Raw genomic sequence first — 26,006 nt, forward strand, 5'->3', positions numbered from 1 at the left:
CCCGACAGGATCAACCCTCTACGACGGCTTGAATATGTTCGGTGCCGCAGACATCGTCAACTGTCAGAAATAACAGGTCATGCAAACCTGCTTAGCGCATCATCGACTTTCTTACCAACCGCAACCCGGCAATCACCACCGCAAACACCGCCAGCGTCGTGTTGTACAGCGCCAGCGCCGGCAACCCGAACATCAGCGCCAGCACCGCCAGCCACCGCCCTGCCCGTCCCGGCACGACAAAACCGATCACCGCGGCCGTGACCGCCGCCCAGCCCAGCATCTGGAAATGAATGATCAGGCCCAGGTTCGAGCGCACCGAGCATTCCCAACGGCTCGCCTCATCCACGCAGATGCCCACCCACTGCGCGTCCTCCATGAAGCCATAACGCGCGCCATAACTGGCGGCCAGCCACAACGGCAACAGAACGAGCAGCAGAATCACAGGCAAGCGGCGGGACATGGAACACTCCAATCGATGAAATCGGCGGCCAGCTTAATCCGCCGCCGCGCATACGCAAGGACTAACAACTCTTAACTGGTCATTCATTCCTTGCAAAGTGTATCGTCCGGCTACTATTACTCCGAATTCCGTCAGATAGATGCCGTGGCATGGCACTTTGGCGCAAACCCGGTGGTCATAGCCTGCGAACTTCATTCGGCACCTTCCTCTAAGGGATCCAGTCATGCTCCGTTCCTTGCGCTTCGCCGCCCTGTTTGGCGGCCTTATTCTGAGTGCGTCCGCGCTGGCGGTGGATATCGACGCCGCCAGCTATGGCTATCCCCTGACCAATCCGTTCGAGGCGACCATCGCCACCACGCCGCCGGACTTGCGCCCTGAACTGCCACTGGACGACGACATCGATCAGACCGATCGCAGCGTCACCCTGCGCCCCGAGCGCGAATTCATCCTGCCGGACAATTTCTGGCCGGTGAAAAAACTGACTTACCGCATCGCCACCCAGGACAAGGCCGCGCCGCTGATCTTTCTGATCGCCGGCACTGGCGCGCGCTACGACAGCACGCTCAACGAATACCTGAAGAAGCTTTATTACAAGGCCGGCTACCACGTCGTGCAGCTGTCGTCGCCGACCAGCTTCGACTTCATGAGCGCCGCCTCGCGTTTCGCCACCCCCGGCGTGACCAAGGAAGACGCCGAAGACATGTATCGGGTGATGCAGGCCGTGCGGGCGCAGAACCCGAAACTGCCGGTCACCGACTATTACCTCAGCGGCTACAGCCTCGGCGCACTGGACGCAGCGTTCGTTGCCCATCTGGATGAAACCCGTCGCAGCTTCAACTTCAAGAAAGTCCTGCTGCTCAATCCACCGGTCAACCTCTATACCTCGATCACCAACCTCGACAAGCTGGTGCAGACCGAGGTCAAGGGCATCAATAACAGCACCACCTTCTATGAACTGGTGCTGAGCAAACTGACCCGCTACTTCCAGCAAAAAGGCTACATCGACCTCAACGATGCGTTGCTCTACGACTTCCAGCAGTCCAAGCAGCATCTGAGCAACGAGCAGATGGCGATGCTGATCGGCACCTCGTTCCGCTTCTCGGCGGCGGACATCGCGTTCACTTCGGACCTGATCAACCGCCGTGGCCTGATCACCCCGCCGAAATTCCCGATCACCGAAGGCACCAGCCTCACGCCGTTCCTCAAGCGTGCGCTGCAATGTGACTTCGACTGCTACCTCACCGAACAGGTGATCCCGATGTGGCGCGCCCGCACCGACGGCGGCAGCCTGCTGCAACTGATCGATCAGGTGAGCCTGTACGCATTGAAGGATTACCTGCACGACAGCCCGAAAATCGCCGTCATGCACAACGCCGACGACGTGATCCTCGGCCCGGGCGATCTCGGTTTCCTGCGTCGGACCTTCGGTGATCGCCTGACCGTTTACCCACTGGGCGGCCATTGCGGCAACCTTAACTATCGCGTCAACAGCGACGCCATGCTGGAGTTCTTCCGTGGCTAAATATCTCCTGCTGATTGCAGCGCTCCTCAGTGCAGGTATGGCCCAGGCCGACAACAGCAAAGCCAATGCACCGGTGGTCATCGACAGCGACGGTTTCAAGGAGCCGCTGTCCAAACTCAAGTTCAACCCGGGGCTGGATCAGCGCGAGTTCGAGCGCTCGACACTCAGCGCGCTGAACGTCTACGACCCGCTGGAAGAGTGGAACCGGCGCGTCTACCACTTCAACTACCGCTTCGACCAATGGGTGTTCCTGCCGGTGGTCGATGGTTATCGCTACATCACCCCGAGCTTCGTGCGCACCGGCGTGAGCAACTTCTTCAACAACCTTGGCGACGTGCCGAATCTGGTCAACAGCCTGTTGCAGTTCAAGGGCAAACGCTCGATGGAAACCACCGCGCGCCTGCTGCTCAACACCACCATCGGCATCGCCGGGCTCTGGGACCCGGCCACCGCCATGGGCCTGCCGCGCCAGAACGAAGACTTCGGTCAGACCCTGGGCTTCTACGGCGTACCGGGCGGCGCCTATTTCGTGCTGCCGATTCTCGGCCCGTCGAACCTGCGCGATACCGCCGGCCTTGCGGTGGATTTCTCAGCCGAGTCCGCGATCAACTTTCTCAATGTTTCGGAAGTCAGCTCCAACCATCCGGAAGTCTGGGCATTGCGCGCGGTCGACAAGCGTTACCAGACCAGCTTCCGCTACGGTCAGCTGAACTCACCGTTCGAGTACGAGAAGGTGCGCTACGTCTATACCGAGTCGCGCAAGTTGCAGATCGCCGAGTAAAAACGCCAGCTACAAAAAAAGGCCATTCGATGCGAGTCGAATGGCCTTTTTGTTTGCCTCGGGATTCAACCCTTCAGGGCTTTCCAGACTTTGCCGATCACGGACACGCCCGCCAGCACCACCGCACCCGCGATGATCCCCGCCACGCCGTTCAACAGCATCGGCACCACAAACCCGGCGCCACCGGCCGCTGCGCCGACGCTTTCGATCCAGTGATGCACCACCGGTACGCCGTGGGTCAGGATGCCGCCACCGACCAGGAACATCGCTGCGGTGCCGATCACCGACAGGCCTTTCATCATGTAAGGCGCGGCACGCAGGATAGCGTTACCGATACGCTTCGCCGCAGCGCCGGGCTTCTGCGTCAGCCACAGGCCGAGGTCATCGAGCTTGACGATACCGGCCACCAGACCGTAAACACCCACGGTCATGACGATGGCGATGCCCGACATCACGATCACTTGCTGGGTCAGCGAAGCATCGGCCACGGTACCGAGGGTGATGGCGATGATTTCCGCCGAGAGGATGAAGTCGGTGCGGATCGCGCCCTTGATCTTGTCTTTCTCGTAGGCCACCAGATCGGTTGCCGGATCAGCCACGGCTTCAACCAACTGGGCGTGCTCGGCCTCGTCTTCAGCCTTGCTGTGCAGAAACGTGTGCGCGAGTTTTTCGAAACCTTCGAAACACAGGTAGGCGCCACCGACCATCAACAGCGGCGTCACCAGCCACGGCACGAACGCGCTGATCGCCAGCGCCGACGGCACCAGGATCAGCTTGTTGACGAATGAGCCCTTGGCCACCGCCCAGACCACCGGGATTTCCCGCTCCGCGCGTACGCCGGAGACCTGCTGGGCGTTGAGCGCCAAGTCGTCGCCGAGCACGCCGGCGGTTTTCTTGGCAGCCATTTTGGTCATCAACGCAACGTCGTCCAGAACGGTGGCGATGTCGTCGATCAGCACCAGCAAACTGCTTCCTGCCATGAATCTTGTTTCCTTATGTGAATAATGCCGCGCAGCATACCGCGACTGCAGGCCACACGGGGCATTGTTGAGCGCCGCGCGAGGCCGGTGCTACCATGCGCAACCGCCAGAACAGGCAAGGAACCACCGGGTTTATGAGCACAATCCGCGAGCGCAACAAAGAACTGATCCTGCGTGCAGCCAGTGAAGAGTTTGCCGACAAGGGCTTCGCTGCGACCAAAACCAGCGACATCGCCGCCAAGGCAGGACTGCCCAAGCCCAACGTCTATTACTACTTCAAGTCCAAGGAAAACCTCTACCGCGAGGTACTGGAAAGTATCATCGTGCCGATCCTGCAGGCCTCGACCCCGTTCAACCCGGACGGTGTACCGAGCGAAGTACTGAGCGGCTACATCCGCTCGAAGATCCGCATCTCCCGCGACCTGCCCTTCGCCTCCAAGGTGTTCGCCAGCGAAATCATGCACGGCGCCCCGCACCTGAGCGCCGACCTGGTCGAGCAGCTCAACGGCCAGGCCAAGCACAACATCGACTGCATCCAGACCTGGATCGAGCGCGGCCAGATCGCCCCGATCGACCCCAACCACCTGATGTTCAGCATCTGGGCCGCGACCCAGACCTACGCCGACTTCGACTGGCAGATCTCCGCCGTGACCGGCAAGGAAAAGCTGGATGAAGCGGACTATGAGGCCGCGGCGCAAACCATCATCCGGTTGGTGCTCAAAGGCTGCGAGCCGGACTGAAAGACTGCGGTGCCCCCTTCGCGAGCAAGCTCGCTCCCACACTGGATCTGTGGCGTTCACAAATCTTCTGTGGGAGCGAGCTTGCTCGCGAACGGGGCGACTCAGTCTTACCGACAGGCCCAGACCGCATCCCACAACGGGTACTGAGCCAGCTTTTTCACCAAACCGGCCCGCAATGGGTTGGCCACCACATACCGGGCCATTTTCACCAAGTCCTCGTCCCGACGCAGCGCATGATCATGAAACCCCGGCTGCCAAATACTTCCGCTTCTCCCGGCGCTTAGATTCACAGCCCGCGCACTCAAGGATTTGGTTTTCTGCATCAGCTCACGGAGCGATCCCTGCTTCAGATTGATCAACCAGTGCAAGTGATCAGGCATGTCCACCCAGGCCAATGAATCAACCAAGCCTTGCTCCTGAGCACTTTGAAACTGATCTGCGACCAATCTACCCAACATGTAGTCCCTGAAAAAAGGAGCACGTCTCAACGTATTGGCAGTCAGCAGATAAATGCGATTGGGTTCGTCATAACGCCCCAAGCGCAGTCGATGTGAGGCTGATGATTTCGGCATTCCGTTGCCCTTTCAATAGAAGATTTGAAAGGTTAGATCCGCGAACAGAATTAGACTGCGGATGACTTTGGCAGGATGTGTCTGTTGAATCGCCTTCGCGAGCAAGCTCGCTCCCACAGTGGGCTCGCAGTGTTAGACATTTTGTGTCCGACACTTCGAATCAATGGGGAGCGAGCCAGTCAGCGATGGCGTCAGTTCAAACGCCGCAAATCACGCAGCCACCCCCGCATCCGCCCGCAGCTCCAGGGCCTCTACGGCCTTGATCGCGACCTGCTCATCGATGTCCGACAGATCGCCGCTGATGCCGATCGCACCCAGCACGTTCCCCGCCTGATCCCGAATCAGCACACCGCCCGGTGCCGGCACGACACTGCCCTGCCCCATGCTGTTGAGCGCGGCGATGAACGCCGGGCGTTGTTGCGCGTCCAGCGCCAGCAGGCGTGAGCCCTTGCCCAGGGCGATGGCGCCCCAGGCTTTGCCGATGGCGATGTTCGGGCGCAGCAGGCTGGCGCCGTCTTCGCGTTGCAGGGTGACCAGATGGCCGCCGGTATCCAGTACCGCGATGGTCAGCGGTGCAGCGCAAATGGCCCGCCCTGCACTGATGGCTTCGTTGACCAGCTTGACTGCGACTTTCAAGGTTAAAGCGCTCATGGTGCCGTCCTCATTTTGTTATTGGGAAAGTCGTTGGGCTGCGTGTTTGTGCTGCGCGTTTGTGCCGCAGCCCGATGCAACAAATAGAACACAATGAATTATTTTTTTGTATACAATAATCGCCGAAAAGCGCCTCATGCGACGAAAAGCCACAGCAGAATCGGCTTCCGACGAATGAAACAGGTGCTTGAGAAAATGGATTGACCTGCGCCGTCCGCCGTGAATACACTCTGCGCAAAGCCACTTGTATACAATTACAAAACGTAAAGAGGCACAAAACCATGAGCAAAATGAGAGCAATCGAAGCCGCCGTTCTGGTGATGCGCCGTGAAGGGGTCGATACCGCTTTTGGCATTCCGGGTGCTGCGATCAACCCGCTGTATTCCGCCCTGAAGAAAGTCGGTGGCATCGATCACGTCCTCGCTCGCCACGTTGAAGGCGCCTCGCACATGGCCGAGGGCTACACCCGCACCAAGGCCGGCAACATCGGCGTGTGCATCGGCACTTCCGGCCCGGCCGGTACCGACATGGTCACCGGTCTGTACAGCGCCTCCGCAGACTCGATCCCGATCCTCTGCATTACCGGCCAGGCACCCCGCGCCCGTATGCACAAGGAAGACTTCCAGGCCGTCGACATCACCAGCATCGTCAAGCCGGTGACCAAGTGGGCGACCACTGTTCTGGAGCCGGGCCAAGTGCCTTACGCCTTCCAGAAAGCCTTCTATGAAATGCGTTCCGGCCGTCCGGGCCCGGTGCTGATTGACCTGCCGTTCGACGTGCAGATGGCTGAAATCGAATTCGACATCGACGCCTACCAGCCACTGCCGCTGGCCAAGCCGAGCGCGACCCGCGTGCAAGTCGAAAAAGCTCTGGCGATGCTGGATCAGGCCGAACGTCCGTTGCTGGTCGCCGGTGGCGGCATCATCAACGCTGACGCCAGTGAGCTGCTGGTCGAGTTCGCCGAGCTGACAGGTATTCCAGTCATCCCGACCCTGATGGGCTGGGGCACCATCCCGGACGATCACCCGCTGATGGTCGGCATGGTGGGTCTGCAGACTTCGCACCGCTACGGCAACGCCACCCTGCTCAAATCCGATTTGGTACTGGGCGTCGGCAACCGCTGGGCCAACCGTCACACCGGTTCGGTCGACGTTTACACCGAAGGCCGCAAGTTCATTCACGTCGACATCGAACCGACCCAGATCGGCCGCGTGTTCACCCCGGACCTGGGCATCGTGTCCGACGCCGCTGCCGCGCTGACCGTGTTCATCGAAGTCGCCCGTGAATGGCAAGCCGCCGGCAAGTTGAAAAACCGCAGCGCATGGCTGCAGGACTGCCAGCAGCGCAAGTCCAGCCTGCAACGCAAGACCCACTTCGACAACGTGCCGGTCAAACCGCAGCGCGTTTACGAAGAAATGAACCAGGTGTTCGGCAAAGACACCTGCTACGTCAGCACCATCGGTCTGTCGCAGATTGCCGGCGCGCAGTTCCTGCACGTCTACAAGCCGCGTCACTGGATCAACTGCGGCCAGGCCGGCCCGTTGGGCTGGACCATTCCGGCAGCGCTGGGTGTGGTGAAGGCCGATCCGAACCGGAAAGTCGTGGCCCTGTCGGGGGACTATGACTTCCAGTTCATGATCGAAGAACTGGCGGTCGGCGCTCAGTTCAATCTGCCGTACATCCACGTCGTGGTGAACAACTCGTACCTGGGGCTGATCCGTCAGGCCCAGCGCGGGTTCGAAATGGACTACTGCGTGCAGCTGTCCTTCGATAACCTGAACGCGCCGGAACTCAACGGTTACGGTGTCGACCACGTCGCAGTCGCCGAAGGTCTGGGCTGCAAGGCACTGCGTGTGTTCGAACCGGCTGACATCGCCCCTGCCCTGCGCAAGGCCGAAGAGCTGATCGAAGAGTTCAAGGTGCCGGTGATCGTCGAGATCATTCTGGAGCGTGTGACCAACATCTCCATGGGGACCGAGATCAACGCCGTCAACGAATTCGAAGACCTGGCGCTGGTCGGCAACGATGCGCCTACCGCGATTTCGCTGCTCGATTGATTGCTTTTGCTTGATCGTTCCCACGCTTTGCGTGGGAATGCAGCCAGGGACGCTCCGCGTCCCAAAGCGGACGCAGAGCGTCCATAGAGGCATTCCCACGCAGAGCGTGGGAACGAGAATCTAGAACGGGAGACCACCATGCCGCGTTTCGCAGCCAACCTGTCCATGCTGTTCACCGAACAGGATTTCCTTGCCCGTTTCGACGCCGCCGCCAAGGCTGGCTTCAGCGGTGTCGAGTACCTGTTCCCGTACGATTTCAGCTCTGCCGAAATCAAGGCCAAACTCGACGCCAACGGTCTGACCCAAGTGCTGTTCAACCTGCCGGCGGGTGACTGGGCCAAGGGCGAGCGCGGTATCGCGTGCCTGCCGGACCGGGTCGAAGAGTTCCGTGCCGGTGTCGATCTGGCCATCGCTTACGCACAGGTCCTGGGCAATACCCAGGTCAACTGCCTGGCAGGTATCCGTCCGCAGGGCGTGGACGATGCCACCGTTGAAAAGACCTTCGTCGCCAACCTCAAGTACGCCGCCGAAAAGCTGCAAGCCGTCGGCATCAAACTGGTGATGGAAGCGATCAACACCCGCGACATCCCGGGTTTCTACCTGAACAACACGGCGCAGGCCCTGTCGATTCGCGAGCAGGTCGGCAGCGCCGATCTGTTCCTGCAATACGACATCTATCACATGCAAATCATGGAAGGCGATCTGGCCCGCACCCTGCAATCGCACCTGGGCGAGATCAACCATGTGCAGTTGGCCGACAACCCGGGCCGCAACGAGCCGGGCACTGGCGAGATCAACTACCGCTTCCTGTTCGAACACCTCGATCGCATCGGTTATCAGGGCTGGGTCGGCTGCGAGTACAAACCGCTGACCACCACTGAAGCAGGCCTCGGCTGGCTGAAGACCCACAACGCGATCTGACCCCCTATTTGCTTGAGCAAGACAAAAACAAGAGGATTTTCTCATGGCTAAAATCGGATTCATCGGCACCGGCATCATGGGCCACCCAATGGCGGCGAACCTGCAGAAAGCCGGTCACAGCCTGTTCCTGTCGGCGCACCACGACGCGGCCCCTGACGACCTGGTCGCCGCTGGCGCGGTCGCTCTGGCCAACCCGAAAGAAGTGGCCCAGGAAGCCGAATTCATCATCGTCATGGTGCCGGATACCCCGCAGGTCGAAGACGTGCTGTTCCGCGCCGACGGCGTAGCGGCCGGCATCGGCAAAGGCAAGGTCGTGATCGACATGAGCTCGATCTCGCCGACCGCCACCAAGGCTTTCGCCGCGAAGATCAACGAGAAAGGCGCGCAATACCTCGACGCCCCGGTGTCCGGTGGTGAAGTCGGCGCCAAGGCTGCGACCCTGAGCATCATGGTCGGTGGCGACGCCGATGCCTTCGAACGCGCACTGCCGCTGTTCCAGGCCATGGGCAAGAACATCACCCTGGTCGGTGGCAATGGCGACGGTCAGACCGCGAAAGTGGCGAACCAGATCATCGTTGCGTTGAACATTCAGGCCGTCGCAGAAGCCCTGCTGTTCGCTTCGAAAAACGGTGCCGATCCGGCCAAGGTGCGTGAAGCGCTGATGGGCGGTTTCGCTTCTTCGAAGATCCTCGAAGTGCACGGCGAGCGCATGATCAAGGGCACCTTCGATCCGGGCTTCCGCATCAGCCTGCACCAGAAGGACCTGAACCTGGCCCTGCAAGGCGCCAAGGAGCTGAGCATCAATCTGCCAAACACCGCCAACGCCCAGCAAGTGTTCAGCACCTGCGCGGCCATCGGTGGCAGCAACTGGGACCACTCGGCGCTGATCAAGGGCCTGGAACACATGGCCAACTTCTCGATTCGCGACAAGAAGTAAGTCTCTGCTGCAACGTTTGAAACCTGTGGGAGCGAGCTTGCTCGCGAATAGGGTCTGTCAGTCGACATGGATATTGACTGATCCACCGCCTTCGCGAGCAAGCTCGCTCCCGCAGATCCTGTAGCGCTCTATCCCAATAACAAGAATTCCGGGAGCCCGCCATGTCGGTCGATCCGCAACACCTGCTGCGCGAGCTGTTTGCCACAGCCATCGACGCGGCCCATCCGAACCAGGTCCTCGAAGCTCATCTGCCGGCCGATCGCACAGGTCGCGTGATTGTCATCGGCGCCGGCAAGGCTGCCGCTGCCATGGCGCAAGTGGTCGAGCGCTGCTGGGAAGGTGAAGTCTCGGGCCTTGTGGTGACCCGTTATGGTCACGGCGCCCCGTGCGAAAAAATCGAAGTGGTCGAAGCCGCGCATCCGGTGCCGGACGCTGCCGGTCTGGCCGTGGCTAAACGGGTGCTGGAACTGGTCAGCAACCTGACCGAAGACGACCGCGTGATCTTCCTGTTGTCCGGCGGTGGCTCTGCCCTGCTGGCGCTGCCGGCCGAAGGCATCACCCTGGCCGACAAGCAGTCGATCAACAAAGCCCTGCTCAAATCCGGCGCGACCATCGGCGAGATGAACTGCGTGCGCAAGCACCTCTCGGCGATCAAGGGCGGACGGCTGGGCAAAGCCTGCTGGCCGGCGACTGTTTATACCTACGCGATTTCCGATGTACCGGGCGACCTCGCCACGGTCATCGCCTCCGGCCCGACCGTGGCCGACCCGAGCACCAGCGCCGAAGCGCTGGCGATCATCAAGCGCTACGGCATCGAGATTCCGGCCTCCGTGCGCACCTGGCTGCAAAGCCCGGAATCGGAAACCGTCAAACCCGGCGATCCGAGCCTGGCCCGCAGTCACTTCCAGCTGATCGCCCGCCCTCAGCAATCGCTCGATGCGGCGGCGGTGAAATGCCGTCAGGCCGGTTTCAGCACGCTGATCCTTGGCGACCTGGAAGGCGAATCCCGCGAAGTGGCGAAAGTCCATGCCGGCATCGCACGCCAGATCATTCATCACGGCCAGCCATTGGCAGCGCCGTGCGTGATCCTGTCCGGCGGCGAAACCACCGTGACCGTGCGCGGCAATGGCCGTGGCGGACGCAACGCCGAATTCCTCCTCAGCCTCACCGACAGCCTCAAGGGCCAGCCCGGCGTCTATGCGCTGGCCGGTGACACCGACGGCATCGATGGCTCGGAAGACAACGCCGGCGCGATCATGACCCCGGACAGCTACGCCCGCGCCGCCGCCCTGGGTCTGAGCGCCAGCGACGAGCTGGATAACAACAACGGTTACGGTTACTTCGCGGCGCTCGATGCGCTGATCGTCACCGAGCCGACCCGCACCAATGTCAACGACTTCCGCGCCATTCTGATCCTCGAGAGTTCCAAATCATGACGCCTGACAAAAAGGTCAAAATCCTCGCCACCCTCGGGCCTGCCGTCGACGGCATCGAAGACATCCGCGAGCTGGTCGAGGCCGGGGTCAACATCTTCCGCCTCAACTTCAGCCACGGCGATCACGCCGACCACGCCAAGCGCTATCAGTGGATCCGCGAAGTCGAGCGCCAGCTCAACTATCCGCTCGGCATCCTGATGGATCTGCAAGGGCCGAAACTGCGGGTCGGCAAGTTCGCTGACGGCAAGGTTCAGTTGCATCGCGGTCAGGCCTTCCGCCTCGATCTGGACGCGACACCGGGCGACGAACGCCGGGTGAATCTGCCGCATCCGGAGATCATCGCGGCACTGGAAGCCGGGATGGACCTGCTGCTCGATGACGGCAAACTGCGTCTGCGGGTCGTCACCAAATACAGCGATGCGATCGACACCACCGTGCTCAACGGCGGCGAGCTGTCGGACCGCAAAGGCGTGAACGTGCCGCAAGCGGTGCTCGACCTGAGCCCGCTGACCACCAAGGATCGTCGCGACCTGAGCTTTGGTCTGGAGCTGGGTGTGGACTGGGTCGCGCTGTCGTTCGTGCAACGTCCTGAAGACATCCGCGAAGCCCGCGCCCTGATCGGCGACAAGGCGTTCCTGATGGCAAAAATCGAGAAGCCGTCGGCCGTCGAGCAACTGCGCGAGATCGCCGAACTGAGCGACGCGATCATGGTGGCTCGCGGTGACCTGGGCGTGGAGGTGCCGGCCGAGAGCGTGCCGCAGATCCAGAAAAACATCATCACCACCTGCCGTCAGCTCGGCAAACCGGTGGTGGTGGCGACGCAGATGCTTGAGTCGATGCGCTTCTCCCCGGCCCCGACCCGCGCCGAAGTCACCGACGTGGCCAACGCCGTGGCCGAAGGCGCCGATGCGGTGATGCTGTCGGCAGAAACGGCGTCCGGCGAGTACCCGCTGGAAGCCGTGCAGATGATGAGCAAGATCATCCGCCAGGTCGAGAACGGTCCGGATTACCAGACCCAACTCGACGTCAGCCGGCCGAAAGCCGAAGCGACTGTTTCCGATGCGATCAGTTGCGCGATCCGCCGCATCAGCAACGTGCTGCCGGTGGCGGTACTGGTCAACTACAGCGAGTCCGGCGCATCCAGTCTGCGGGCGGCGCGGGAACGGCCGAAAGCGCCGATCCTCAACCTGACGCCGAACCTGCAGACCGCTCGCCGCTTGAGCGTGGCGTGGGGCATTCACTCGGTGGTCAATGATCGCCTGCGTCAGGTGGATGAGGTGTGCTCGACCGCGCTGGAAATCGCTCAGGCTCAAGGAATGGCCGAGCGTGGCGATACGTTGCTGATCACCGCGGGTGTGCCGTTCGGGCAGCCGGGGTCGACTAATTCGCTGCGGATCGAAACGTTGATTTAACCACTGACCAAGATCGTTCCCACGCTCCGCGTGGGAATGCGGCCCGGGACGCTCTGCGTCCCAAGAGCAGACGCAGAGCGTCCTTTGAGGCATTCCCACGCAGACGGTTCGACGCCTCGACGTGGGAACGATCAGTACCGAATGACCTGCCATGCCTGCCAATCATTTCAACACCCACTGCCCTGACTGGGCCGAGGCTTTGCTCAACGGTTTCAGTCAGATCTTCCTCCAGCGTCATCCGCTGTGTGGCCTGCTGTGCCTTTTGGCCATTCTATTCACCGCGCCGGTGCTGTTTGCCGGCGCGCTGCTCGGCGCGGTCGCCGGGTTGCTCACCGCGCAACGGCGCAACTACGCCAAGGCTGATCGTCAGGCCGGACTGTTCAGCTACAACGGCGTACTGGTCGGTTTGCTGCTGAGCCTGTATTTCCCCTGGTCGCCGATGCTGCCACCGCTGATTCTGGCGGCCGGTGGCCTGAGCGCGATGATCACGCAGCAGTGGCTCAAGCGCGCACGCCTCACCGAGTACCTGCCCGCCTACACTGCGCCGTTCGTATTGTTGAGCTGGGTGTTCCTGTGTTTCGCCGGGCCTTCGACGCCAGCTCCGGCGCTTGAAATGAATACCGCGAACCTGCTCGGCGCCGCGCTGAAAAGCTTCGGTCAGGTGATGTTCCTCGACCATCCGTTGGCCGGTGGATTGATCGCCGCCGGTTTGCTGATCGCCGATCGCCGGGCCTTTGCCTGGGCGTTGCTGGCGTCGGCGATCGGCCTGGGTTCCAGCCTGTTGCACCACGACAGCCAGGTCGCGCTGTTGGGCCTGGGGGGGTACAACGCTGTGCTCGCCGCCCTCGCCTTCAGCGCCCAGCGCCAGCAACCCTGGCTGCCGCTGTTGGGCATTGGTCTGGCGCTGCTGCTGACGCCGCTGTTCAGTGCCCTGGGTCTGGCGACTCTCACGGCACCGTTCATTCTCGCCTGCTGGTTGCTGCGCACCGGCATTCGCCTGATGCACCAACCGCAGATCAACGTCGCGCCTTGCGCTGACGGGGAGAATCAACCTAGGCTGCGCTGATCTTTGATTCAGGCGTTATCCATGGACAGTAACAAGCACTGGCGTGAACAGCTTTACGTCATGATTTTCCAGAGCGACACCCCCGCCGGGCGACGTTTTGACGGCATCCTGCTGCTGATCATTCTTGCCAGCCTGGTGATCGTGATGCTCGACAGCATCGACAGCGTTCACCGCAATTACGCCGACGTGCTGGCATATATCGAGTGGGGGTTCACCATCATCTTTGCCGGCGAGTACATTCTGCGTCTGTACTGCTCGCCCAAACCTCTGCGCTATGCATTCAGTTTTTATGGACTGGTGGACCTGCTGGCGATCGTGCCGGGCATCCTCGCGCTCTACTACAGCGATGCGCAGTACCTGCTGATTATCCGGATCATCCGGATGCTGCGAATTTTCCGAGTCCTCAAACTCAGTCCCTACCTCAAACAAGCCAACTACCTGATGTCGGCGCTGCGCGGCAGCAAGCAGAAGATTGTGGTGTTTCTGGTGAGCGTCTGCACACTCGTAACGGTCTTCGGCACCTTGATGTACGTGATCGAAGGCCCGGAGCACGGTTTCACCAGCATCCCCAAGGGTATCTATTGGGCTATCGTGACCCTGACCACCGTCGGTTTCGGTGACATCGTGCCGAAGACGCCATTGGGGCAGGTGATTTCATCGCTGGTGATGATCACCGGTTACTCGATCATCGCTGTGCCCACCGGAATCTTCACCGCTGAACTGGCCAATGCGATGCGTGGTGAACAGTTGCAACACGACTGCCCGGTTTGCCAGAAAAAGAGCCATGAAAGCAGCGCCGCATTCTGTTCGCGGTGCGGTAATCCGTTATTCAAAAAAATGGAATAAGCAAAGTTCTTTTTAATCTTTAAACGACTATGCGTGCCCCGCTATAGTCGCTGGCAAATGGCCTCATCTTTGTAAAAAACACCCCCTACAGAACAAGGAATGCGCAGTGAAAAAACTCTTTGGCGCCTCACTTCTCGCCGCTGGTCTCGCCTTCGGCAGCGTGGCTCAGGCCGCACCGACTCTGCTTAACGTTTCCTACGACGTGATGCGCGATTTCTACAAGGACTACAACACTGCGTTCCAGAAACACTGGCAAGCCGAGCACAAAGAGAACATCACCGTGCAGATGTCTTTTGGCGGTTCGAGCAAACAAGCCCGTTCGGTGATCGACGGCCTGCCGGCTGACGTCATCACCATGAACATGGCCACCGACATCAACGCCCTGGCCGACAACGGTCAACTGGTGCCGAAGGACTGGGTCACCCGCCTGCCGAACAACAGCGCACCGTTCACCTCGGCCACCGTGTTCATCGTCCGCAAGGGCAACCCGAAAGCCCTGAAAGACTGGCCGGACCTGCTCAAGGACGGCGTGCAAGTGATCGTGCCGAACCCGAAAACCTCGGGCAACGGCCGCTACACCTACCTGTCGGCCTGGGGCTACGTGCTGAAGAACGGCGGTGACGAGAACAAGGCCAAAGACTTCGTCGGCAAGCTGTTCAAGCAAGCGCCGGTACTGGACACCGGTGGCCGCGCCGCGACCACCACGTTCATGACCAACCAGATCGGCGACGTACTGGTGACCTTCGAAAACGAAGCGGAAATGATCGCCCGCGAATTCGGCCGCGACCAGTTCGAAGTCATCTACCCGAGCGTCTCCGCCGAAGCCGAGCCGCCGGTGTCGGTAGTCGACAAAGTCGTCGAGAAGAAAGGCTCGCGCGCCGCGGCAGAGGAATACCTGAAGTTCCTGTGGTCGCCGGAAGGCCAGGAAATCGCCGCCGCCAACTACCTGCGTCCACGTGACCCGGCGGTACTGGCCAAGTACACCGACCGTTTCCCGAAAGTCGACTTTCTGTCGGTCGAGAAGACCTTCGGCGACTGGCGCACCGTGCAGAAGACCCACTTCAACGACGGCGGGATCTTCGACCAGATCTACAACGGCCAGTAAGGCGTGAGCTGACATGAAAAAGGCGACCTGAAGAGGTCGCCTTTTTTGTCTGCGGCTACATAGGCGGCTTGACGCCATCCTTGCCCGCCGAGATCGATTGCGCAGTCAACGTGCCGTCCGCGCTCTGGGTCACGAAGGTGACAATCTTCACCCCGACCTTGAGCAGGCTGCGATCGCCCGGCGTCAGGTTGACGATCGGCACATCCTCCGGCACCAGGATCTTCTGCTGGCCGCCCTTGTAATTGACGGTCAGCACCCGGCCGTTGCTGACCACCAGATCGCCGACGCTGCCGTTGGTCATGCTGCTGCCCTTGGCGAGATCGAACGGCCGATGGCCATCGCCGCTGCCGGCCAGCTCCGGTGGGAAGACGTGAACCTCGAGCGCCTTGAGCGTGCCATCCTCCTGGGGAATGGCGGCCGAACCGATATAGCTGCCGGGCCTGATGTCTTCGATATTGGCCAGAGTGACCGCGCGGACCTTGGTGTCCGGGGTCAACCGGACCACCACGTTTTCACCGCTGGTGACGTGAACCTTGAGCGAGTCGGGGCTGACCCCGGTGATCTCGCCGCGCACGCCCATGCGCATCCCCGGCGCTTCGGCGGCCTGTGCGGCAGTGACGCCGAGCAGAGTGATCAGGGCAATGGTTTTGGTGTGGCGAAGCAACTGACGAAACATCGCAATCCTCCGTTGATGAACGTTGAAACCCGGTCACAACATAAGCACGCTATCGAACAAGATGTAAGTGAATGTATCATCGCCACTCAACGGTCGGACGCAAGGTTCGCCGATGAACATTGGATTGCTCGGCGCCACCTGTTCCGCAACGGAATAACTGATATCGATCAGAAGCCTCTACTGCCGGCTCGGCCCGTCCCTTAGCCTCACCGCATTCCTTTTCGCTGGATCGAGAACCCTATGACCGCCACAACTCACGCAATGACCCGAGGCATGGTGCTGCTGTTCGCTTTCTGCTGCGGCGCCATCGTTGCCAACATCTACTACGCCCAGCCGATCATCGGCCTGATCGCGCCGGACATCGGCCTGACCGACACCATGGCCAGTTTCATCGTGTCGCTGACCCAGATCGGCTATGCGCTGGGTCTGTTCTTCCTGGTGCCGCTGGCCGACCTGTTGGAAAACCGCCGTCTGATGATCATCACCACCGTGGTGGCGATTGCCAGCCTGCTGGGTGCGGCGTTTACCGATCAACCGAATGTGTTCCTGCTGATTTCGTTGCTGGTGGGTTTCAGCTCGGTGTCGGTGCAGGTGCTGATTCCACTGGCAGCGCATCTGGCGCCGGAGGAATCCCGTGGCCGGGTGGTCGGCGGGATCATGGGCGGTCTGTTGCTGGGGATTCTGCTGGCACGTCCGGTGTCGAGCGTGGTCGCCGACCATCTCGGCTGGCGGGCGATGTTCATGATTGCAGCAGCCTTGATGGCGGCGATCAGCGTGGTGCTGGTGTTGACCGTGCCCAAGCGCCAGCCGGATCACAGTGCTTCTTATGGTCAGTTGCTCGGATCGCTGTGGACGCTGCTGCGCAAGCAACCGGTGCTGCGTCAGCGGGCGTTTTACCAGGCCTGCATGTTCGCCACCTTCAGCCTGTTCTGGACCGCCGTGCCGCTGGAACTGGCACGCAACCATGGTCTGTCCCAGAGTGAAATCGCGATCTTCGCCCTGGTCGGCGCCATTGGTGCCATCGCAGCGCCGATCAGCGGACGCCTGGCCGATGCCGGCCACACACGCATCGCCTCGCTGCTGGCCATGCTGTTCGCCAGCCTGAGCTTCCTGCCCGCCTTCATCCATCCGGCCTACAGCGTGATCGGCCTGGCCGTGACCGGCGTGGTGCTCGACTTCTGCGTACAGATGAACATGGTGCTCGGCCAGCGCGCGGTCTACTCCCTCGACGCCAAAAGCCGCGGCCGCCTCAATGCGCTGTACATGACCAGCATCTTCGTCGGCGGCGCCTTCGGCTCCTCGGTGGCGAGTGCGGTGTACGAGCATGGCGGCTGGTTGTGGATCGTGATTGTTGGCAGTGCGTTTCCGCTGCTGGCGCTGGTGCGGTTTTTGAGTGCTTCGCAAAAGCCTGTTCTGGCAACTGCCTAGAAGCTGAAAAGCACTGCCGGATCGCTGATCCGACAGTGCTCGAGGCTCAATGCCGGACCAGTTTTTCCATGGCGGCATCTGCCAAAAAAGAGGAACGGCTTTTGACGTTGTGTTCACGCACGTAGCGGTCAATGCGCTGGATGACATAGCCGGGCAACGTCACATTGACCTTTTCGGTCTTGCCCATGTACGGCGAAATATCCAGCTCCAGCATGCCCCAACCCATGTCGGCAAAATCCGGATTGTTGCGATGGGCGGCCGCCGAAGTCGGCATCGGGATCGAGTCGCCATCAGTCGCGATCTCCTGCAGCATGATATGGGCAATCTCGACGGCCGCGTTGTAGGCATCCTCAAACGTATCCCCGGCGGTTACCGCGCCGGGAATGTCAGGGATCTGAATCCCGATGGCGGTGTTCTCGTCACCCCACTCGATGCAGATTGGGTATTGCATTGTGAATCTCCTGTGTCACTGGCTGGCGGGTTGTACAACCCGGCACGCCTTCTGATGCTCTTGACCGTCCCGACCGGCAAATCCTTTTCGGATGAGGGACGGGAATCGTGTATGGGTTGTAACGGTGCGTGAAGATGTGGTGACTGCCGGTTATCCGGTCCAGCGTCCAGCCTGCCTCCTCCAGCTCCTTGATCAATAGCCTGCTCTGCACCAACCGCCTCCTTGCTTCGGCTTAACAAAAGTAACCCTAGAGTTATCTTTACTCAAGCACAGAAATTCACAGCACGACGTTCGGTTGTTTTGCAGCATGTGATTGATGCAGTGGCCCGGCGAGCAGGCGATGGCGCTTCTCGCAAAGAAAGCTCAGGCGGTAAGGACTGGATACGAGTGAGGCATTGTTCATCACCCCAGACAGCAAAACGGCGATCCAAAGATCGCCGTTTTTCATTACTCCCCGAACTGTTTGCCCAGTCCCGCCGGTACGCCGTGGATGTTGGTTTCTTCCCACGGGCCGTTGGGGCTGATCGAGCGGCTCCAGCCGTTGTTCCAGCGATAGTAGGTGCGCTGGCGGTAGAAGGTGTTGGTCTGGTCGTCGAGCACATACACGCCCAGCTTCTGGTCCCAGTGGCTGTTGCCGCCCGGTGGCGGTGCGAAGCTGGCGGAGGTGCGCGGGACGGGTTTGGCGGGCTTGGCCGGAATCCCCGGTTTGCTCGGCGTCGGGCTGGTCGACGGGGTCGGGCTGGGTTGTGACGGCGGGATCGGCGGCAGCCTGGTGCTCGGCTCCGGTCGTTGCACCGCACATGCGCTCAAGCCCAGGGCCAGTGTGAGGACTGTGATTCGGGCGATGGCGTTCATGGCGGTGCGTTCCTGTTGGTTCCGGCTATTTGTCCGGGCTGTCGATGGTCAGTGTCTGTGGCGCGGTGGTGCTGCTGGCTAGAGGCCCGCTGCGACCGACCCACTCACCGGCGGTCGGCTGACCGGCACGGGAGATGCGCGCAACCAGTTGGACTTCGGGGAAGTTCGACAGTTTCAATTGCGGCATCATCGCGTCGGCATCGCCCAGTTCGACGGTCACCGGCAGATCGGCGACGGTCAGGCGCTTGGCCGCCAGCGGCGCCGGCGGGCCCGAGGTGGCGCGGGCAAAAATGAACACGCTGTCGCCCGGTTGCACCTTGCCTTTCAACTCGCTGGCCAGATCCACCCGCACTTTCAACAGCGCCGCCGCTTTCGCCGCCGGCGCCTGGGCAACCTTGCCGCCGCTGGCCTGCAGTTTTTCAGTGGCGCGGGCGATGCCGCCCTGCAGGGCCTCGCGGGATTTGTCCTGCGGCGGCAGTTGCGCCAGCAGACGGTTCCAGTAGTCGATCGCTTCCTGATAGCGCTCGCCTTCGAACGCGGCGATGCCCAGCAGGCCGAGGCTGGTGACTTCCTTCGGATCGGCTTTCAGCGCTTCATCGGTCAGCGCCTGCACCTTGTCCGACCATTTTTTGTTGTCGGCAAAGTACTGGGCCTGCGCCCACTGCCCCAGCAGCTCCGGCTGACGACCGGCGAGATTGACGGCGCGCTCGAACATCTTCGCCGCGTCCGCCGGACGATCCTGGGCCATGTAGGTGCGACCGAGGAAATACACGCCTTCAGCGGAATCCGGTTGCGCGGCGACTGCGCGCTCCAGACGCTGAGTCATCTCTTCCATCGACTGTGGCGCCTGGGCGAATTCCCGGGTCAGCTCGACCTTGTCGCTCGCGCCAAAGTGCAGGTACAGACCGAGGCCCAACACCGGCACCAGCACGGCCGCCAGCAAAGGCAGCGGCTTACCCAGACGCGACACCCGCGCCGGCGCCACACCTTCGGTATCGGCCAACAATTCACGGGCCGCTTCGGCACGGCCGCTGTCCATTTGCGCGGCATCGAGAACGCCTTCGGCCTGCTGCGATTGCAGTTCGGCGACGCGTTCCTGATACAGGGCGACGTTGAGAGCGGTTCGATCCTCTTCACGCTGGGCGCGACGTTCGCGTAGAACGGGGATCAGCAGAAAACTCAGGGCGACCAGAAGCAACAGCCCTGCGGCAAGCCAGAAATCAATCATTCTTGGTTTTTATCCAACAGTTGGTCGAGGCGCTGACGCTCTTCAGGGGACAGCGATTGCGGCGTCTCGGCGCGTTGCCCGCGACGGCGGCGGACGATCACGGCAATCACCACGAACCCGCCCAGCAACAAACCGGCCGGGCCGAACCAGAGCAACGCGGTCTTGGCATTGAGCGCCGGCTTGTAGCGGACGAAATCACCGTAGCGGTCGACCATGAAGTCGATGATCTGCTGATTGTCCTTGCCCTCGCCGAGCATGCGGAAAATCTCTTTGCGCAGGTCGGCGGCAATCGGCGCATTGGAATCGGCGATGTCCTGGTTCTGGCACTTGGGGCAGCGCAGCTCCTTGGTCAGTTCGCGAAAACGCTCGCGATCGCCTTCTTTGGCAAACTCGTAGGTGTCGATAGCGGCGTGGGCCACACCGGCCAGGCTCAAGCCCAGCACCATGGCAGCTAAAAAGCGCTTCATGGCTTGGCCTCATCGACCAGCGCCTGATATTTGGCCGCCAGCTTTTCCCGCCAGACCTGCTCGTCGATCACGCCGACGTACTTGTCGCGGATGATGCCCTTGGCGTCGATGAAGAAGGTTTCCGGCGCGCCGTAGACACCGAGGTTCAGGCCCAGGGAGCCTTCGTCATCGCGGATGTCGAGTTGATACGGATTGTGGAACTCGGCCAGCCACTTCAGCGCATCGGCGTTGGTGTCCTTGTAGTTGATGCCGTAGATCACCACGCCGCGCTCGGCGAGTTTGTTCAGCACCGGGTGCTCGACCCGGCAGGAAATGCACCAGGTGCCCCAGACGTTGACCAGCGCCGGTTTGCCGAGGATGTCAGCCTTGGTCAGGGTCTTGTCGCCCTGCACCGCCGGCAGGGAAAACTCCGGGAACGGTTTGCCGATCATCGCCGACGGCAGCTCCGCCGGATCCAGGTACAGACCGCGATAAAGAAATACCGCCACCAGCAAGAAAATCGCCAGTGGCACCAGCATCAACCAACGTCTCATGCAGCGGCTCCTTCCATGCCCAGCGCTTCACGCACTTTGGCTTTGACCTTGACTCGGTAACGCCGGTCCAGCGCCGCCAGCAGCCCGCCCAGGCCGGTCAGCAGACCGCCGAACCAGATCCAGCGTACGAACGGCTTCACATGCACCCGCACCGCCCAGGCGCCGTCGCCCAGTGGTTCACCCAGCGCGACATAGAGGTCGCGGGTGAAGCCGGCGTCGATCCCGGCTTCGGTCATCATCGAACTCTGCACGGTGTACAGGCGTTTTTCCGGGTGCAGCACGCTGACTTCACGGCCATCGCGGATCACCCGGATGGTGCCCTTGTCGGAGGTGAAATTCGGGCCTTCGAAATGTTTGGCGCCTTCGAACACGAACTGATAACCGGCCAGATCCATCGACTCGCCCGGTGCCAGACGCAGGTCACGTTCGGCACTGTTCTGGCTCGACAACACCACGCCCAGCGCGCAGACGGCGATACCGAGGTGGGCGAGTTGCATGCCCCAGTAACTGCGGGTCAGGGTCGGCAGGCCTTTGATCAGGCCTTTGTGGCGCGTCTTGTCGAAGATGTCGCGCACGCCAGCCAGCAACACCCAGGCCGCCAGCAGGAAGGTTGCGATCACCGCCCAGTTGAAATCGCCATAGGCAATACCGGCAACGACCGCCAGAGCGACGCTGCCCAACAGCACCGGGGTCAACATGTTGGCCAGCCATTTCACCGGGGTGTCTTTCCAGCGCACGATCACGCCGACCGCCATCACCACCATCAGTAACGCCATCAACGGTATGAACAGTGCATTGAAGTACGGTGGGCCGACCGACAGCTTGGCGCCGCTGATGGCATCGAGGATCAGCGGATACAACGTGCCGAGCAGGATCATCGAGGCAGCCACCACCAGCACCAGGTTGTTGCCCAGCAGCAGGGTTTCCCGCGACCACAGATTGAAGCCGACCTGGCTCTTGACCACCGGAGCGCGCAAGGCAAAGAGGGTCAGCGAACCACCGACCACGAACAGCAGGAAAATCAGGATGAACACGCCGCGCGCGGGATCGGAGGCAAACGCATGCACCGACGTCAGTACCCCGGAACGCACAAGGAAGGTGCCGAGCAGGCTCAGGGAAAACGCGGCAATCGCCAGCAACACCGTCCAGCTCTTGAACACACCACGTTTCTCGGTGACCGCCAACGAGTGAATCAGCGCAGTGCCCACCAGCCATGGCATGAAGGAGGCGTTTTCCACCGGGTCCCAGAACCACCAGCCCCCCCAACCGAGTTCGTAGTAAGCCCACCACGAACCCAGGGTGATGCCGATACCCAGGAAGGCCCAGGCAACGATGGTCCACGGACGCGACCAGCGTGCCCACGCCGCATCGAGGCGACCGCCCAGCAGTGCGGCGATGGCGAAGGCGAAGGCCACCGAGAACCCGACATAACCCATGTACAGCATCGGCGGATGCACGATCAGGCCGATGTCCTGCAGCAACGGATTGAGGTCACGACCGTCGGCCGGAATCTGCGGCAGGATCCGCGAGAACGGGTTCGACGTGAGGATCAGGAACAACAGGAAACCGGTGCTGATCATGCCCATCACCGCCAGCACGCGAGCAAGCATGACTTGCGGCAACTGTCGGGAGAACACCGACACGGCGAAGGTCCAGCCGCCGAGGATCAACGCCCACAGCAGCAACGAACCTTCGTGGGCACCCCACACCGCGCTGAACTTGTAGTACCACGGCAGCGCGCTGTTGGAATTCATCGCGACATAAGCCACGGAGAAATCGTCGGTCATGAACGCGTAGGTCAGGACGCCGAAGGCGAACAGCAAAAATGCGAATTGGCCCCACGCTGCCGGTTGAGCGAGGCCCATCCACAGACGATCACCGCGCCAGGCACCGAGCAACGGCACCACGGCCTGCACCAGCGCAAAACACAGCGCGAGAATCATGGCCAGATGGCCAAGCTCGGGAATGAAAATGGTGGATGTCATCGATCAACCCTCCTTCGCAGGGGTTGGCGCGGATTGACCGCTGTCCTTCAGGGCTTTGGTCACTTCCGGCGGCATGTATTTCTCGTCGTGCTTGGCCAGTACTTCATCGGCAACCACCACGCCATCGGCGTTGAGCTTGCCGAGCGCCACAATGCCCTGCCCTTCGCGGAACAGGTCCGGGAGGATCCCGCGATAAGTAATGGTCACGGACTTGTTGAAGTCGGTGACCACGAATTTGACGTCCAGCGAATCAGGGGAACGTTGCAGCGAACCTTTCTCGACCATGCCGCCGGCGCGGATGCGGGTGCCCTGCGGCGCTTCGCCGTTGGCGATCTGGGTCGGGGTGTAAAACAGGTTGATGTTCTGCTGCAGGGCGCTCAGGGCCAGGCCGACGGCAGCGCCGACCCCGACCAGAATTGCCAGGATGATGATCAAGCGTTTTTTGCGCAGCGGATTCACTTGCCGTTCTCCCGGCGCAGACGACGCGCCTCTTGTTGCAGATAACGCTTGCGGGCCGCGATCGGCGCCGCCACGTTGAGGATCAGTACCGCCAGACAGATGCCGTAGGCCGACCAGACATACAGGCCGTGATGGCCCATGGCGAGGAAGTCGCCGAATGACGCGAAACTCATCGAGCGGCCTCCAGGCTGTTCTGCACTTCTTCTTTCACCCAACTGGCGCGGGCTTCGCGCTTGAGCACTTCAAGGCGCATGCGCAGCAACAGCACGGCGCCAAAGAAGCAATAGAAACCCAGCACCGTCAGCAGCAGTGGCAGCCACATCTCGACGGGCATGGCCGGTTTTTCGGTGAGGGTGAACGTCGCGCCCTGGTGCAGGGTGTTCCACCACTCCACCGAGTATTTGATGATCGGAATGTTGATCACACCGACGATGGCCAGCACCGCGCAGGCCTTGGCGGCGCTGTCGCGATTGCTGATGGCGTTGCCCAGCGCGATCACGCCGAAATACAGAAACAGCAGAATCAGCATCGAGGTCAGCCGCGCGTCCCAGACCCACCACGAACCCCAGGTCGGCTTGCCCCAGATCGCCCCGGTGACCAGCGCCACGGCGGTCATCCACGCGCCGATCGGCGCGGCGCATTGCAGGGCGACGTCGGCCAGTTTCATCTTCCACACCAGCCCGACCACACCGCACACCGCCAGCATCACGTAGATCGACTGAGCGAGCATCGCTGCGGGTACGTGGATATAGATGATGCGAAAGCTGTTGCCTTGCTGATAGTCCGGCGGCGCGAAGGCCAGGCCCCAGACGACGCCGACAGCGATCAGCAGCAACGCTGCAATGCTCAGCCACGGCAGGAACTTGCTGCTGATGCCGTAGAACCACTTGGGCGAGCCGAGCTTGTGAAACCAGGTCCAGTTCATACTGTTTCCATCACGGGTGCCGCTCATCGGTGTGAGCAGTCTCAGGGTCTTTGCTGGTTAAATTTTAACCAGACCTCATTATTCGCCGACGCTGATCTTCAGGCCAGCAGCTATTGCAAAGGGTGTCAGGGTTATCGCCAGGGCGGTCAGGCTACCAAGCCACAACAGATAACCAATCGCCGGCATCCCCTGCAACGCCGCCTGCAAGGCGCCACTGCCCAGGATCAACACCGGGATGTACAACGGCAGAATCAGCAGCGCCAGCAACAGGCCGCCGCGCTTCAGACCGACCGTCAGCGCCGCGCCCACCGCGCCGAGCAAACTCAGCACCGGAGTACCCAGCAGCAACGAAAGCAACAATACCGGCAGACACGCAGCCGGCAACCCGAGCATCAACGCCAGTAACGGCGAGAGCAAAACCAGTGCCAGCCCGGAAAAAAGCCAGTGTGCCAGCACCTTGGCCAATACCAGAAGTGGCAGGGGGTGCGGCGAAAGGACCCACTGTTCGAGGGATCCGTCTTCGAAATCACTGCGGAAAAGCCCGTCCAGCGAGAGCAGGACCGACAAAAGTGCCGCCACCCAGACTAACCCCGGGGACAAGTTTTGCAATACTTGAGTTTCCGGTCCGACGGCCAGCGGGAACAGCGCGATGACGATGGCGAAGAAAATCAGCGGATTGGCCAGCTCCGCCGGGCGGCGGAACAGCAGTCGGGATTCACGGGCAACCAGCAGGCCGAACACACTCATACCGCCCAATTCCCCAGATCGATGTCGCGATAACCGGCCGGCATCCGGCTCAAGGTGTGGTGCGTGGTGAGCACCACCAGCCCTCCCCGTTCGCAGTGCCCGGCCAGGTGTTCTTCAAGCTGTGCCACGCCCTGCTTGTCGAGGGCGGTGAAGGGTTCGTCGAGAATCCACAACGGCGGGCTGTCCAGATACAACCGCGCCAGCGCCACGCGGCGCTGCTGGCCGGCAGACAGACTATGGCAGGGAACATCCTCGAAACCACGCAATCCAACCGCCGCCAGGGCCTGCCAGATGGCGTCGCGTTCGGCGGGTTGATGCAGGGCGCAGAGCCAGGCGAGGTTTTCTTCCGGCGTCAGCAAGTCCTTGATCCCGGCGGCGTGACCGATCCACAACAGGTTGCGTGCCAGTTCGCTGCGTTGCTCGCCCAGCGGCTTGCCGTTGAGCAGCACCTGACCGTCGGTCGGCTGCATCAGGCCGGCCAGCAAGCGCAACAAGCTGGTCTTGCCGCTGCCGTTGGGACCGCTGATCTGCACCATATCGCCACTGGCCAGTCTCAATTCGAGATTGTCGAAGAGCAGTCTGAGATCACGTTCACACGCGAGGGCAACGGTTTGCAGGACAGGACTGGTCAAGGGATCACGGGCCTTATACGGTTCAAGTCGGCTCTGGCGCGGCCGTTAAAGAGTTGCAGCATAAATGCAATGACGGCTCAATCCAGAGAGCTGCGTCAAACAATTGCTATGTTTTTTGAACGAATGGAAGGACG

Annotated in this window: 29 protein-coding genes and 1 pseudogene; 12 read left to right on the plus strand and 18 right to left on the minus strand. The window is 61.2% G+C overall.

The features are described 5' to 3' along the window. Positions 1-91: 91 nt before the first annotated feature. Positions 92-460 (minus strand): hypothetical protein, encoded by a 369-nt coding sequence (locus MKZ87_RS04790; RefSeq protein WP_227234875.1) that lies wholly within the window; start codon positions 458-460, stop codon positions 92-94. A gap of 223 nt (positions 461-683) precedes the next feature. On the opposite strand from MKZ87_RS04790, the gene MKZ87_RS04795 reads away from it, so the two are divergent. Continuing rightward, a complete protein-coding gene (locus MKZ87_RS04795) occupies positions 684-1,982 on the plus strand; it encodes a serine protein kinase PrkA (RefSeq protein WP_007959293.1) in 1,299 nt (432 codons plus the stop codon). Further along, positions 1,975-2,763, plus strand: a complete 789-nt coding sequence (locus MKZ87_RS04800; protein WP_085699386.1) for a VacJ family lipoprotein — start codon at positions 1,975-1,977, stop codon at positions 2,761-2,763. Before MKZ87_RS04795 ends, MKZ87_RS04800 begins: the two co-directional genes overlap by 8 nt. A gap of 65 nt (positions 2,764-2,828) precedes the next feature. Here MKZ87_RS04800 and MKZ87_RS04805 read toward each other — a convergent pair whose 3' ends face one another. Beyond that, on the minus strand, positions 2,829-3,743 hold the full coding sequence (locus tag MKZ87_RS04805) for a DUF808 domain-containing protein (RefSeq protein ID WP_085699388.1): 915 nt from the start codon (positions 3,741-3,743) through the stop codon (positions 2,829-2,831). A 134-nt stretch (positions 3,744-3,877) separates the two neighbouring features. On the opposite strand from MKZ87_RS04805, the gene MKZ87_RS04810 reads away from it, so the two are divergent. After that, entirely contained in the window at positions 3,878-4,483 is a 606-nt protein-coding gene (locus MKZ87_RS04810; protein WP_085699390.1) for a TetR/AcrR family transcriptional regulator, read from the plus strand. 107 nt (positions 4,484-4,590) lie between these two features. On the opposite strand, the gene MKZ87_RS04815 is transcribed toward MKZ87_RS04810, so the two are convergent. Then, the gene (locus MKZ87_RS04815) at positions 4,591-5,055 is read right to left on the minus strand and encodes an REP-associated tyrosine transposase (protein WP_266200349.1); all 465 of its coding nucleotides are present in this window, start codon (positions 5,053-5,055) and stop codon (positions 4,591-4,593) included. Between the two features lie 210 nt (positions 5,056-5,265). Further along, positions 5,266-5,706 (minus strand): GlcG/HbpS family heme-binding protein, encoded by a 441-nt coding sequence (locus tag MKZ87_RS04820; RefSeq protein WP_266200350.1) that lies wholly within the window; start codon positions 5,704-5,706, stop codon positions 5,266-5,268. Between the two features lie 281 nt (positions 5,707-5,987). Here MKZ87_RS04820 and gcl point away from each other — a divergent pair, with 281 nt between their 5' ends. The 8 genes from gcl to MKZ87_RS04860 all read left to right on the plus strand — a co-directional run bounded on the left by gcl (position 5,988) and on the right by MKZ87_RS04860 (position 15,486). Beyond that, positions 5,988-7,763 (plus strand): glyoxylate carboligase, encoded by a 1,776-nt coding sequence (gene gcl, locus MKZ87_RS04825; protein ID WP_266200351.1) that lies wholly within the window; start codon positions 5,988-5,990, stop codon positions 7,761-7,763. Between the two features lie 138 nt (positions 7,764-7,901). Further along, complete coding sequence (gene hyi, locus MKZ87_RS04830) at positions 7,902-8,684, plus strand: hydroxypyruvate isomerase (RefSeq protein ID WP_266200352.1); 783 nt, start codon at positions 7,902-7,904, stop codon at positions 8,682-8,684. A 43-nt stretch (positions 8,685-8,727) separates the two neighbouring features. Beyond that, complete coding sequence (locus MKZ87_RS04835; protein ID WP_234204718.1) at positions 8,728-9,621, plus strand: 2-hydroxy-3-oxopropionate reductase; 894 nt, start codon at positions 8,728-8,730, stop codon at positions 9,619-9,621. A 161-nt stretch (positions 9,622-9,782) separates the two neighbouring features. Continuing rightward, positions 9,783-11,057, plus strand: coding sequence for a glycerate kinase type-2 family protein (locus MKZ87_RS04840; RefSeq protein WP_085699400.1), 1,275 nt, complete (start codon positions 9,783-9,785; stop codon positions 11,055-11,057). Then, positions 11,054-12,469 (plus strand): pyruvate kinase, encoded by a 1,416-nt coding sequence (pyk, locus tag MKZ87_RS04845; protein ID WP_085703356.1) that lies wholly within the window; start codon positions 11,054-11,056, stop codon positions 12,467-12,469. The genes MKZ87_RS04840 and pyk overlap by 4 nt, the downstream gene beginning before the upstream one ends. Positions 12,470-12,620: 151 nt before the next feature. Further along, entirely contained in the window at positions 12,621-13,535 is a 915-nt protein-coding gene (locus MKZ87_RS04850; RefSeq protein ID WP_266200353.1) for an urea transporter, read from the plus strand. 21 nt (positions 13,536-13,556) lie between these two features. Next, the gene (locus MKZ87_RS04855; RefSeq protein ID WP_064378643.1) at positions 13,557-14,381 is read left to right on the plus strand and encodes an ion transporter; all 825 of its coding nucleotides are present in this window, start codon (positions 13,557-13,559) and stop codon (positions 14,379-14,381) included. Between the two features lie 106 nt (positions 14,382-14,487). Then, complete coding sequence (locus MKZ87_RS04860) at positions 14,488-15,486, plus strand: sulfate ABC transporter substrate-binding protein (protein ID WP_085699406.1); 999 nt, start codon at positions 14,488-14,490, stop codon at positions 15,484-15,486. A gap of 55 nt (positions 15,487-15,541) precedes the next feature. On the opposite strand, the gene MKZ87_RS04865 is transcribed toward MKZ87_RS04860, so the two are convergent. Then, positions 15,542-16,162 (minus strand): DUF5666 domain-containing protein, encoded by a 621-nt coding sequence (locus MKZ87_RS04865; protein WP_085699408.1) that lies wholly within the window; start codon positions 16,160-16,162, stop codon positions 15,542-15,544. Between the two features lie 240 nt (positions 16,163-16,402). Here MKZ87_RS04865 and MKZ87_RS04870 point away from each other — a divergent pair, with 240 nt between their 5' ends. Then, entirely contained in the window at positions 16,403-17,590 is a 1,188-nt protein-coding gene (locus MKZ87_RS04870; protein ID WP_085703353.1) for an MFS transporter, read from the plus strand. A 46-nt stretch (positions 17,591-17,636) separates the two neighbouring features. Here MKZ87_RS04870 and MKZ87_RS04875 read toward each other — a convergent pair whose 3' ends face one another. From MKZ87_RS04875 to ccmA, 13 genes and pseudogenes are all read right to left on the minus strand, one after another. Beyond that, positions 17,637-18,041 (minus strand): type II toxin-antitoxin system HicB family antitoxin, encoded by a 405-nt coding sequence (locus MKZ87_RS04875; RefSeq protein WP_085703352.1) that lies wholly within the window; start codon positions 18,039-18,041, stop codon positions 17,637-17,639. Positions 18,042-18,046: 5 nt separating this feature from the next. Then, positions 18,047-18,252 (minus strand): annotated as a pseudogene (locus MKZ87_RS04880) (type II toxin-antitoxin system HicA family toxin); the annotation flags it as partial. A 66-nt stretch (positions 18,253-18,318) separates the two neighbouring features. Next, positions 18,319-18,489: a hypothetical protein gene (locus MKZ87_RS04885; RefSeq protein WP_170929746.1), complete on the minus strand. Its 171-nt coding sequence runs from the start codon at positions 18,487-18,489 to the stop codon at positions 18,319-18,321. Continuing rightward, a complete protein-coding gene (locus tag MKZ87_RS04890; RefSeq protein WP_085682968.1) occupies positions 18,489-18,896 on the minus strand; it encodes a hypothetical protein in 408 nt (135 codons plus the stop codon). The genes MKZ87_RS04885 and MKZ87_RS04890 overlap by 1 nt, the downstream gene beginning before the upstream one ends. Positions 18,897-18,921: 25 nt before the next feature. Continuing rightward, entirely contained in the window at positions 18,922-20,124 is a 1,203-nt protein-coding gene (gene ccmI / locus MKZ87_RS04895) for a c-type cytochrome biogenesis protein CcmI (RefSeq protein ID WP_085699414.1), read from the minus strand. Next, positions 20,121-20,591 (minus strand): cytochrome c-type biogenesis protein, encoded by a 471-nt coding sequence (locus MKZ87_RS04900; RefSeq protein ID WP_011333089.1) that lies wholly within the window; start codon positions 20,589-20,591, stop codon positions 20,121-20,123. The genes ccmI and MKZ87_RS04900 overlap by 4 nt, the downstream gene beginning before the upstream one ends. Continuing rightward, positions 20,588-21,124 carry a DsbE family thiol:disulfide interchange protein gene (locus MKZ87_RS04905; RefSeq protein ID WP_011333088.1) on the minus strand — a complete coding sequence of 179 codons (537 nt, stop codon included), beginning with the start codon at positions 21,122-21,124 and terminating at the stop codon, positions 20,588-20,590. The genes MKZ87_RS04900 and MKZ87_RS04905 overlap by 4 nt, the downstream gene beginning before the upstream one ends. Beyond that, positions 21,121-23,109, minus strand: a complete 1,989-nt coding sequence (locus tag MKZ87_RS04910) for a heme lyase CcmF/NrfE family subunit (RefSeq protein WP_085699416.1) — start codon at positions 23,107-23,109, stop codon at positions 21,121-21,123. The genes MKZ87_RS04905 and MKZ87_RS04910 overlap by 4 nt, the downstream gene beginning before the upstream one ends. 3 nt (positions 23,110-23,112) lie before the next feature. Continuing rightward, positions 23,113-23,568 (minus strand): cytochrome c maturation protein CcmE, encoded by a 456-nt coding sequence (ccmE, locus tag MKZ87_RS04915; protein ID WP_227234859.1) that lies wholly within the window; start codon positions 23,566-23,568, stop codon positions 23,113-23,115. Then, positions 23,565-23,741: a heme exporter protein CcmD gene (gene ccmD / locus MKZ87_RS04920; protein ID WP_011333085.1), complete on the minus strand. Its 177-nt coding sequence runs from the start codon at positions 23,739-23,741 to the stop codon at positions 23,565-23,567. Before ccmD ends, ccmE begins: the two co-directional genes overlap by 4 nt. Further along, on the minus strand, positions 23,738-24,493 hold the full coding sequence (locus tag MKZ87_RS04925) for a heme ABC transporter permease (protein ID WP_085699421.1): 756 nt from the start codon (positions 24,491-24,493) through the stop codon (positions 23,738-23,740). The genes ccmD and MKZ87_RS04925 overlap by 4 nt, the downstream gene beginning before the upstream one ends. A 78-nt stretch (positions 24,494-24,571) precedes the next feature. After that, a complete protein-coding gene (gene ccmB, locus MKZ87_RS04930) occupies positions 24,572-25,240 on the minus strand; it encodes a heme exporter protein CcmB (protein ID WP_007959235.1) in 669 nt (222 codons plus the stop codon). Then, on the minus strand, positions 25,237-25,872 hold the full coding sequence (ccmA, locus tag MKZ87_RS04935; RefSeq protein ID WP_007959232.1) for a cytochrome c biogenesis heme-transporting ATPase CcmA: 636 nt from the start codon (positions 25,870-25,872) through the stop codon (positions 25,237-25,239). The genes ccmB and ccmA overlap by 4 nt, the downstream gene beginning before the upstream one ends. Positions 25,873-26,006 lie beyond the last annotated feature (134 nt).

It is taken from the genome of Pseudomonas sp. MCal1 (assembly GCF_026341415.1).
Taxonomy (GTDB): Bacteria; Pseudomonadota; Gammaproteobacteria; order Pseudomonadales; family Pseudomonadaceae; genus Aquipseudomonas.

Coding starts and splice junctions, on each gene's coding strand:
- MKZ87_RS04905 (WP_011333088.1), bottom strand. CDS start 21,124: ATGAGACGTTGGTTGATGCTGGTGCCACTGGCGATTTTCTTGCTGGTG.
- MKZ87_RS04815 (WP_266200349.1), bottom strand. CDS start 5,055: ATGCCGAAATCATCAGCCTCACATCGACTGCGCTTGGGGCGTTATGAC.
- MKZ87_RS04890 (WP_085682968.1), bottom strand. CDS start 18,896: ATGAACGCCATCGCCCGAATCACAGTCCTCACACTGGCCCTGGGCTTG.
- hyi (WP_266200352.1), top strand. CDS start 7,902: ATGCCGCGTTTCGCAGCCAACCTGTCCATGCTGTTCACCGAACAGGAT.
- MKZ87_RS04810 (WP_085699390.1), top strand. CDS start 3,878: ATGAGCACAATCCGCGAGCGCAACAAAGAACTGATCCTGCGTGCAGCC.
- ccmB (WP_007959235.1), bottom strand. CDS start 25,240: ATGAGTGTGTTCGGCCTGCTGGTTGCCCGTGAATCCCGACTGCTGTTC.
- MKZ87_RS04805 (WP_085699388.1), bottom strand. CDS start 3,743: ATGGCAGGAAGCAGTTTGCTGGTGCTGATCGACGACATCGCCACCGTT.
- MKZ87_RS04925 (WP_085699421.1), bottom strand. CDS start 24,493: ATGAACTGGACCTGGTTTCACAAGCTCGGCTCGCCCAAGTGGTTCTAC.
- MKZ87_RS04855 (WP_064378643.1), top strand. CDS start 13,557: ATGGACAGTAACAAGCACTGGCGTGAACAGCTTTACGTCATGATTTTC.
- MKZ87_RS04865 (WP_085699408.1), bottom strand. CDS start 16,162: ATGTTTCGTCAGTTGCTTCGCCACACCAAAACCATTGCCCTGATCACT.
- MKZ87_RS04790 (WP_227234875.1), bottom strand. CDS start 460: ATGTCCCGCCGCTTGCCTGTGATTCTGCTGCTCGTTCTGTTGCCGTTG.
- gcl (WP_266200351.1), top strand. CDS start 5,988: ATGAGCAAAATGAGAGCAATCGAAGCCGCCGTTCTGGTGATGCGCCGT.
- pyk (WP_085703356.1), top strand. CDS start 11,054: ATGACGCCTGACAAAAAGGTCAAAATCCTCGCCACCCTCGGGCCTGCC.
- MKZ87_RS04820 (WP_266200350.1), bottom strand. CDS start 5,706: ATGAGCGCTTTAACCTTGAAAGTCGCAGTCAAGCTGGTCAACGAAGCC.
- ccmD (WP_011333085.1), bottom strand. CDS start 23,741: ATGAGTTTCGCGTCATTCGGCGACTTCCTCGCCATGGGCCATCACGGC.
- MKZ87_RS04870 (WP_085703353.1), top strand. CDS start 16,403: ATGACCGCCACAACTCACGCAATGACCCGAGGCATGGTGCTGCTGTTC.
- MKZ87_RS04795 (WP_007959293.1), top strand. CDS start 684: ATGCTCCGTTCCTTGCGCTTCGCCGCCCTGTTTGGCGGCCTTATTCTG.
- MKZ87_RS04840 (WP_085699400.1), top strand. CDS start 9,783: ATGTCGGTCGATCCGCAACACCTGCTGCGCGAGCTGTTTGCCACAGCC.
- MKZ87_RS04850 (WP_266200353.1), top strand. CDS start 12,621: ATGCCTGCCAATCATTTCAACACCCACTGCCCTGACTGGGCCGAGGCT.
- MKZ87_RS04875 (WP_085703352.1), bottom strand. CDS start 18,041: ATGCAATACCCAATCTGCATCGAGTGGGGTGACGAGAACACCGCCATC.
- ccmI (WP_085699414.1), bottom strand. CDS start 20,124: ATGATTGATTTCTGGCTTGCCGCAGGGCTGTTGCTTCTGGTCGCCCTG.
- MKZ87_RS04885 (WP_170929746.1), bottom strand. CDS start 18,489: ATGAAAAACGGCGATCTTTGGATCGCCGTTTTGCTGTCTGGGGTGATG.
- MKZ87_RS04900 (WP_011333089.1), bottom strand. CDS start 20,591: ATGAAGCGCTTTTTAGCTGCCATGGTGCTGGGCTTGAGCCTGGCCGGT.
- MKZ87_RS04835 (WP_234204718.1), top strand. CDS start 8,728: ATGGCTAAAATCGGATTCATCGGCACCGGCATCATGGGCCACCCAATG.
- MKZ87_RS04910 (WP_085699416.1), bottom strand. CDS start 23,109: ATGACATCCACCATTTTCATTCCCGAGCTTGGCCATCTGGCCATGATT.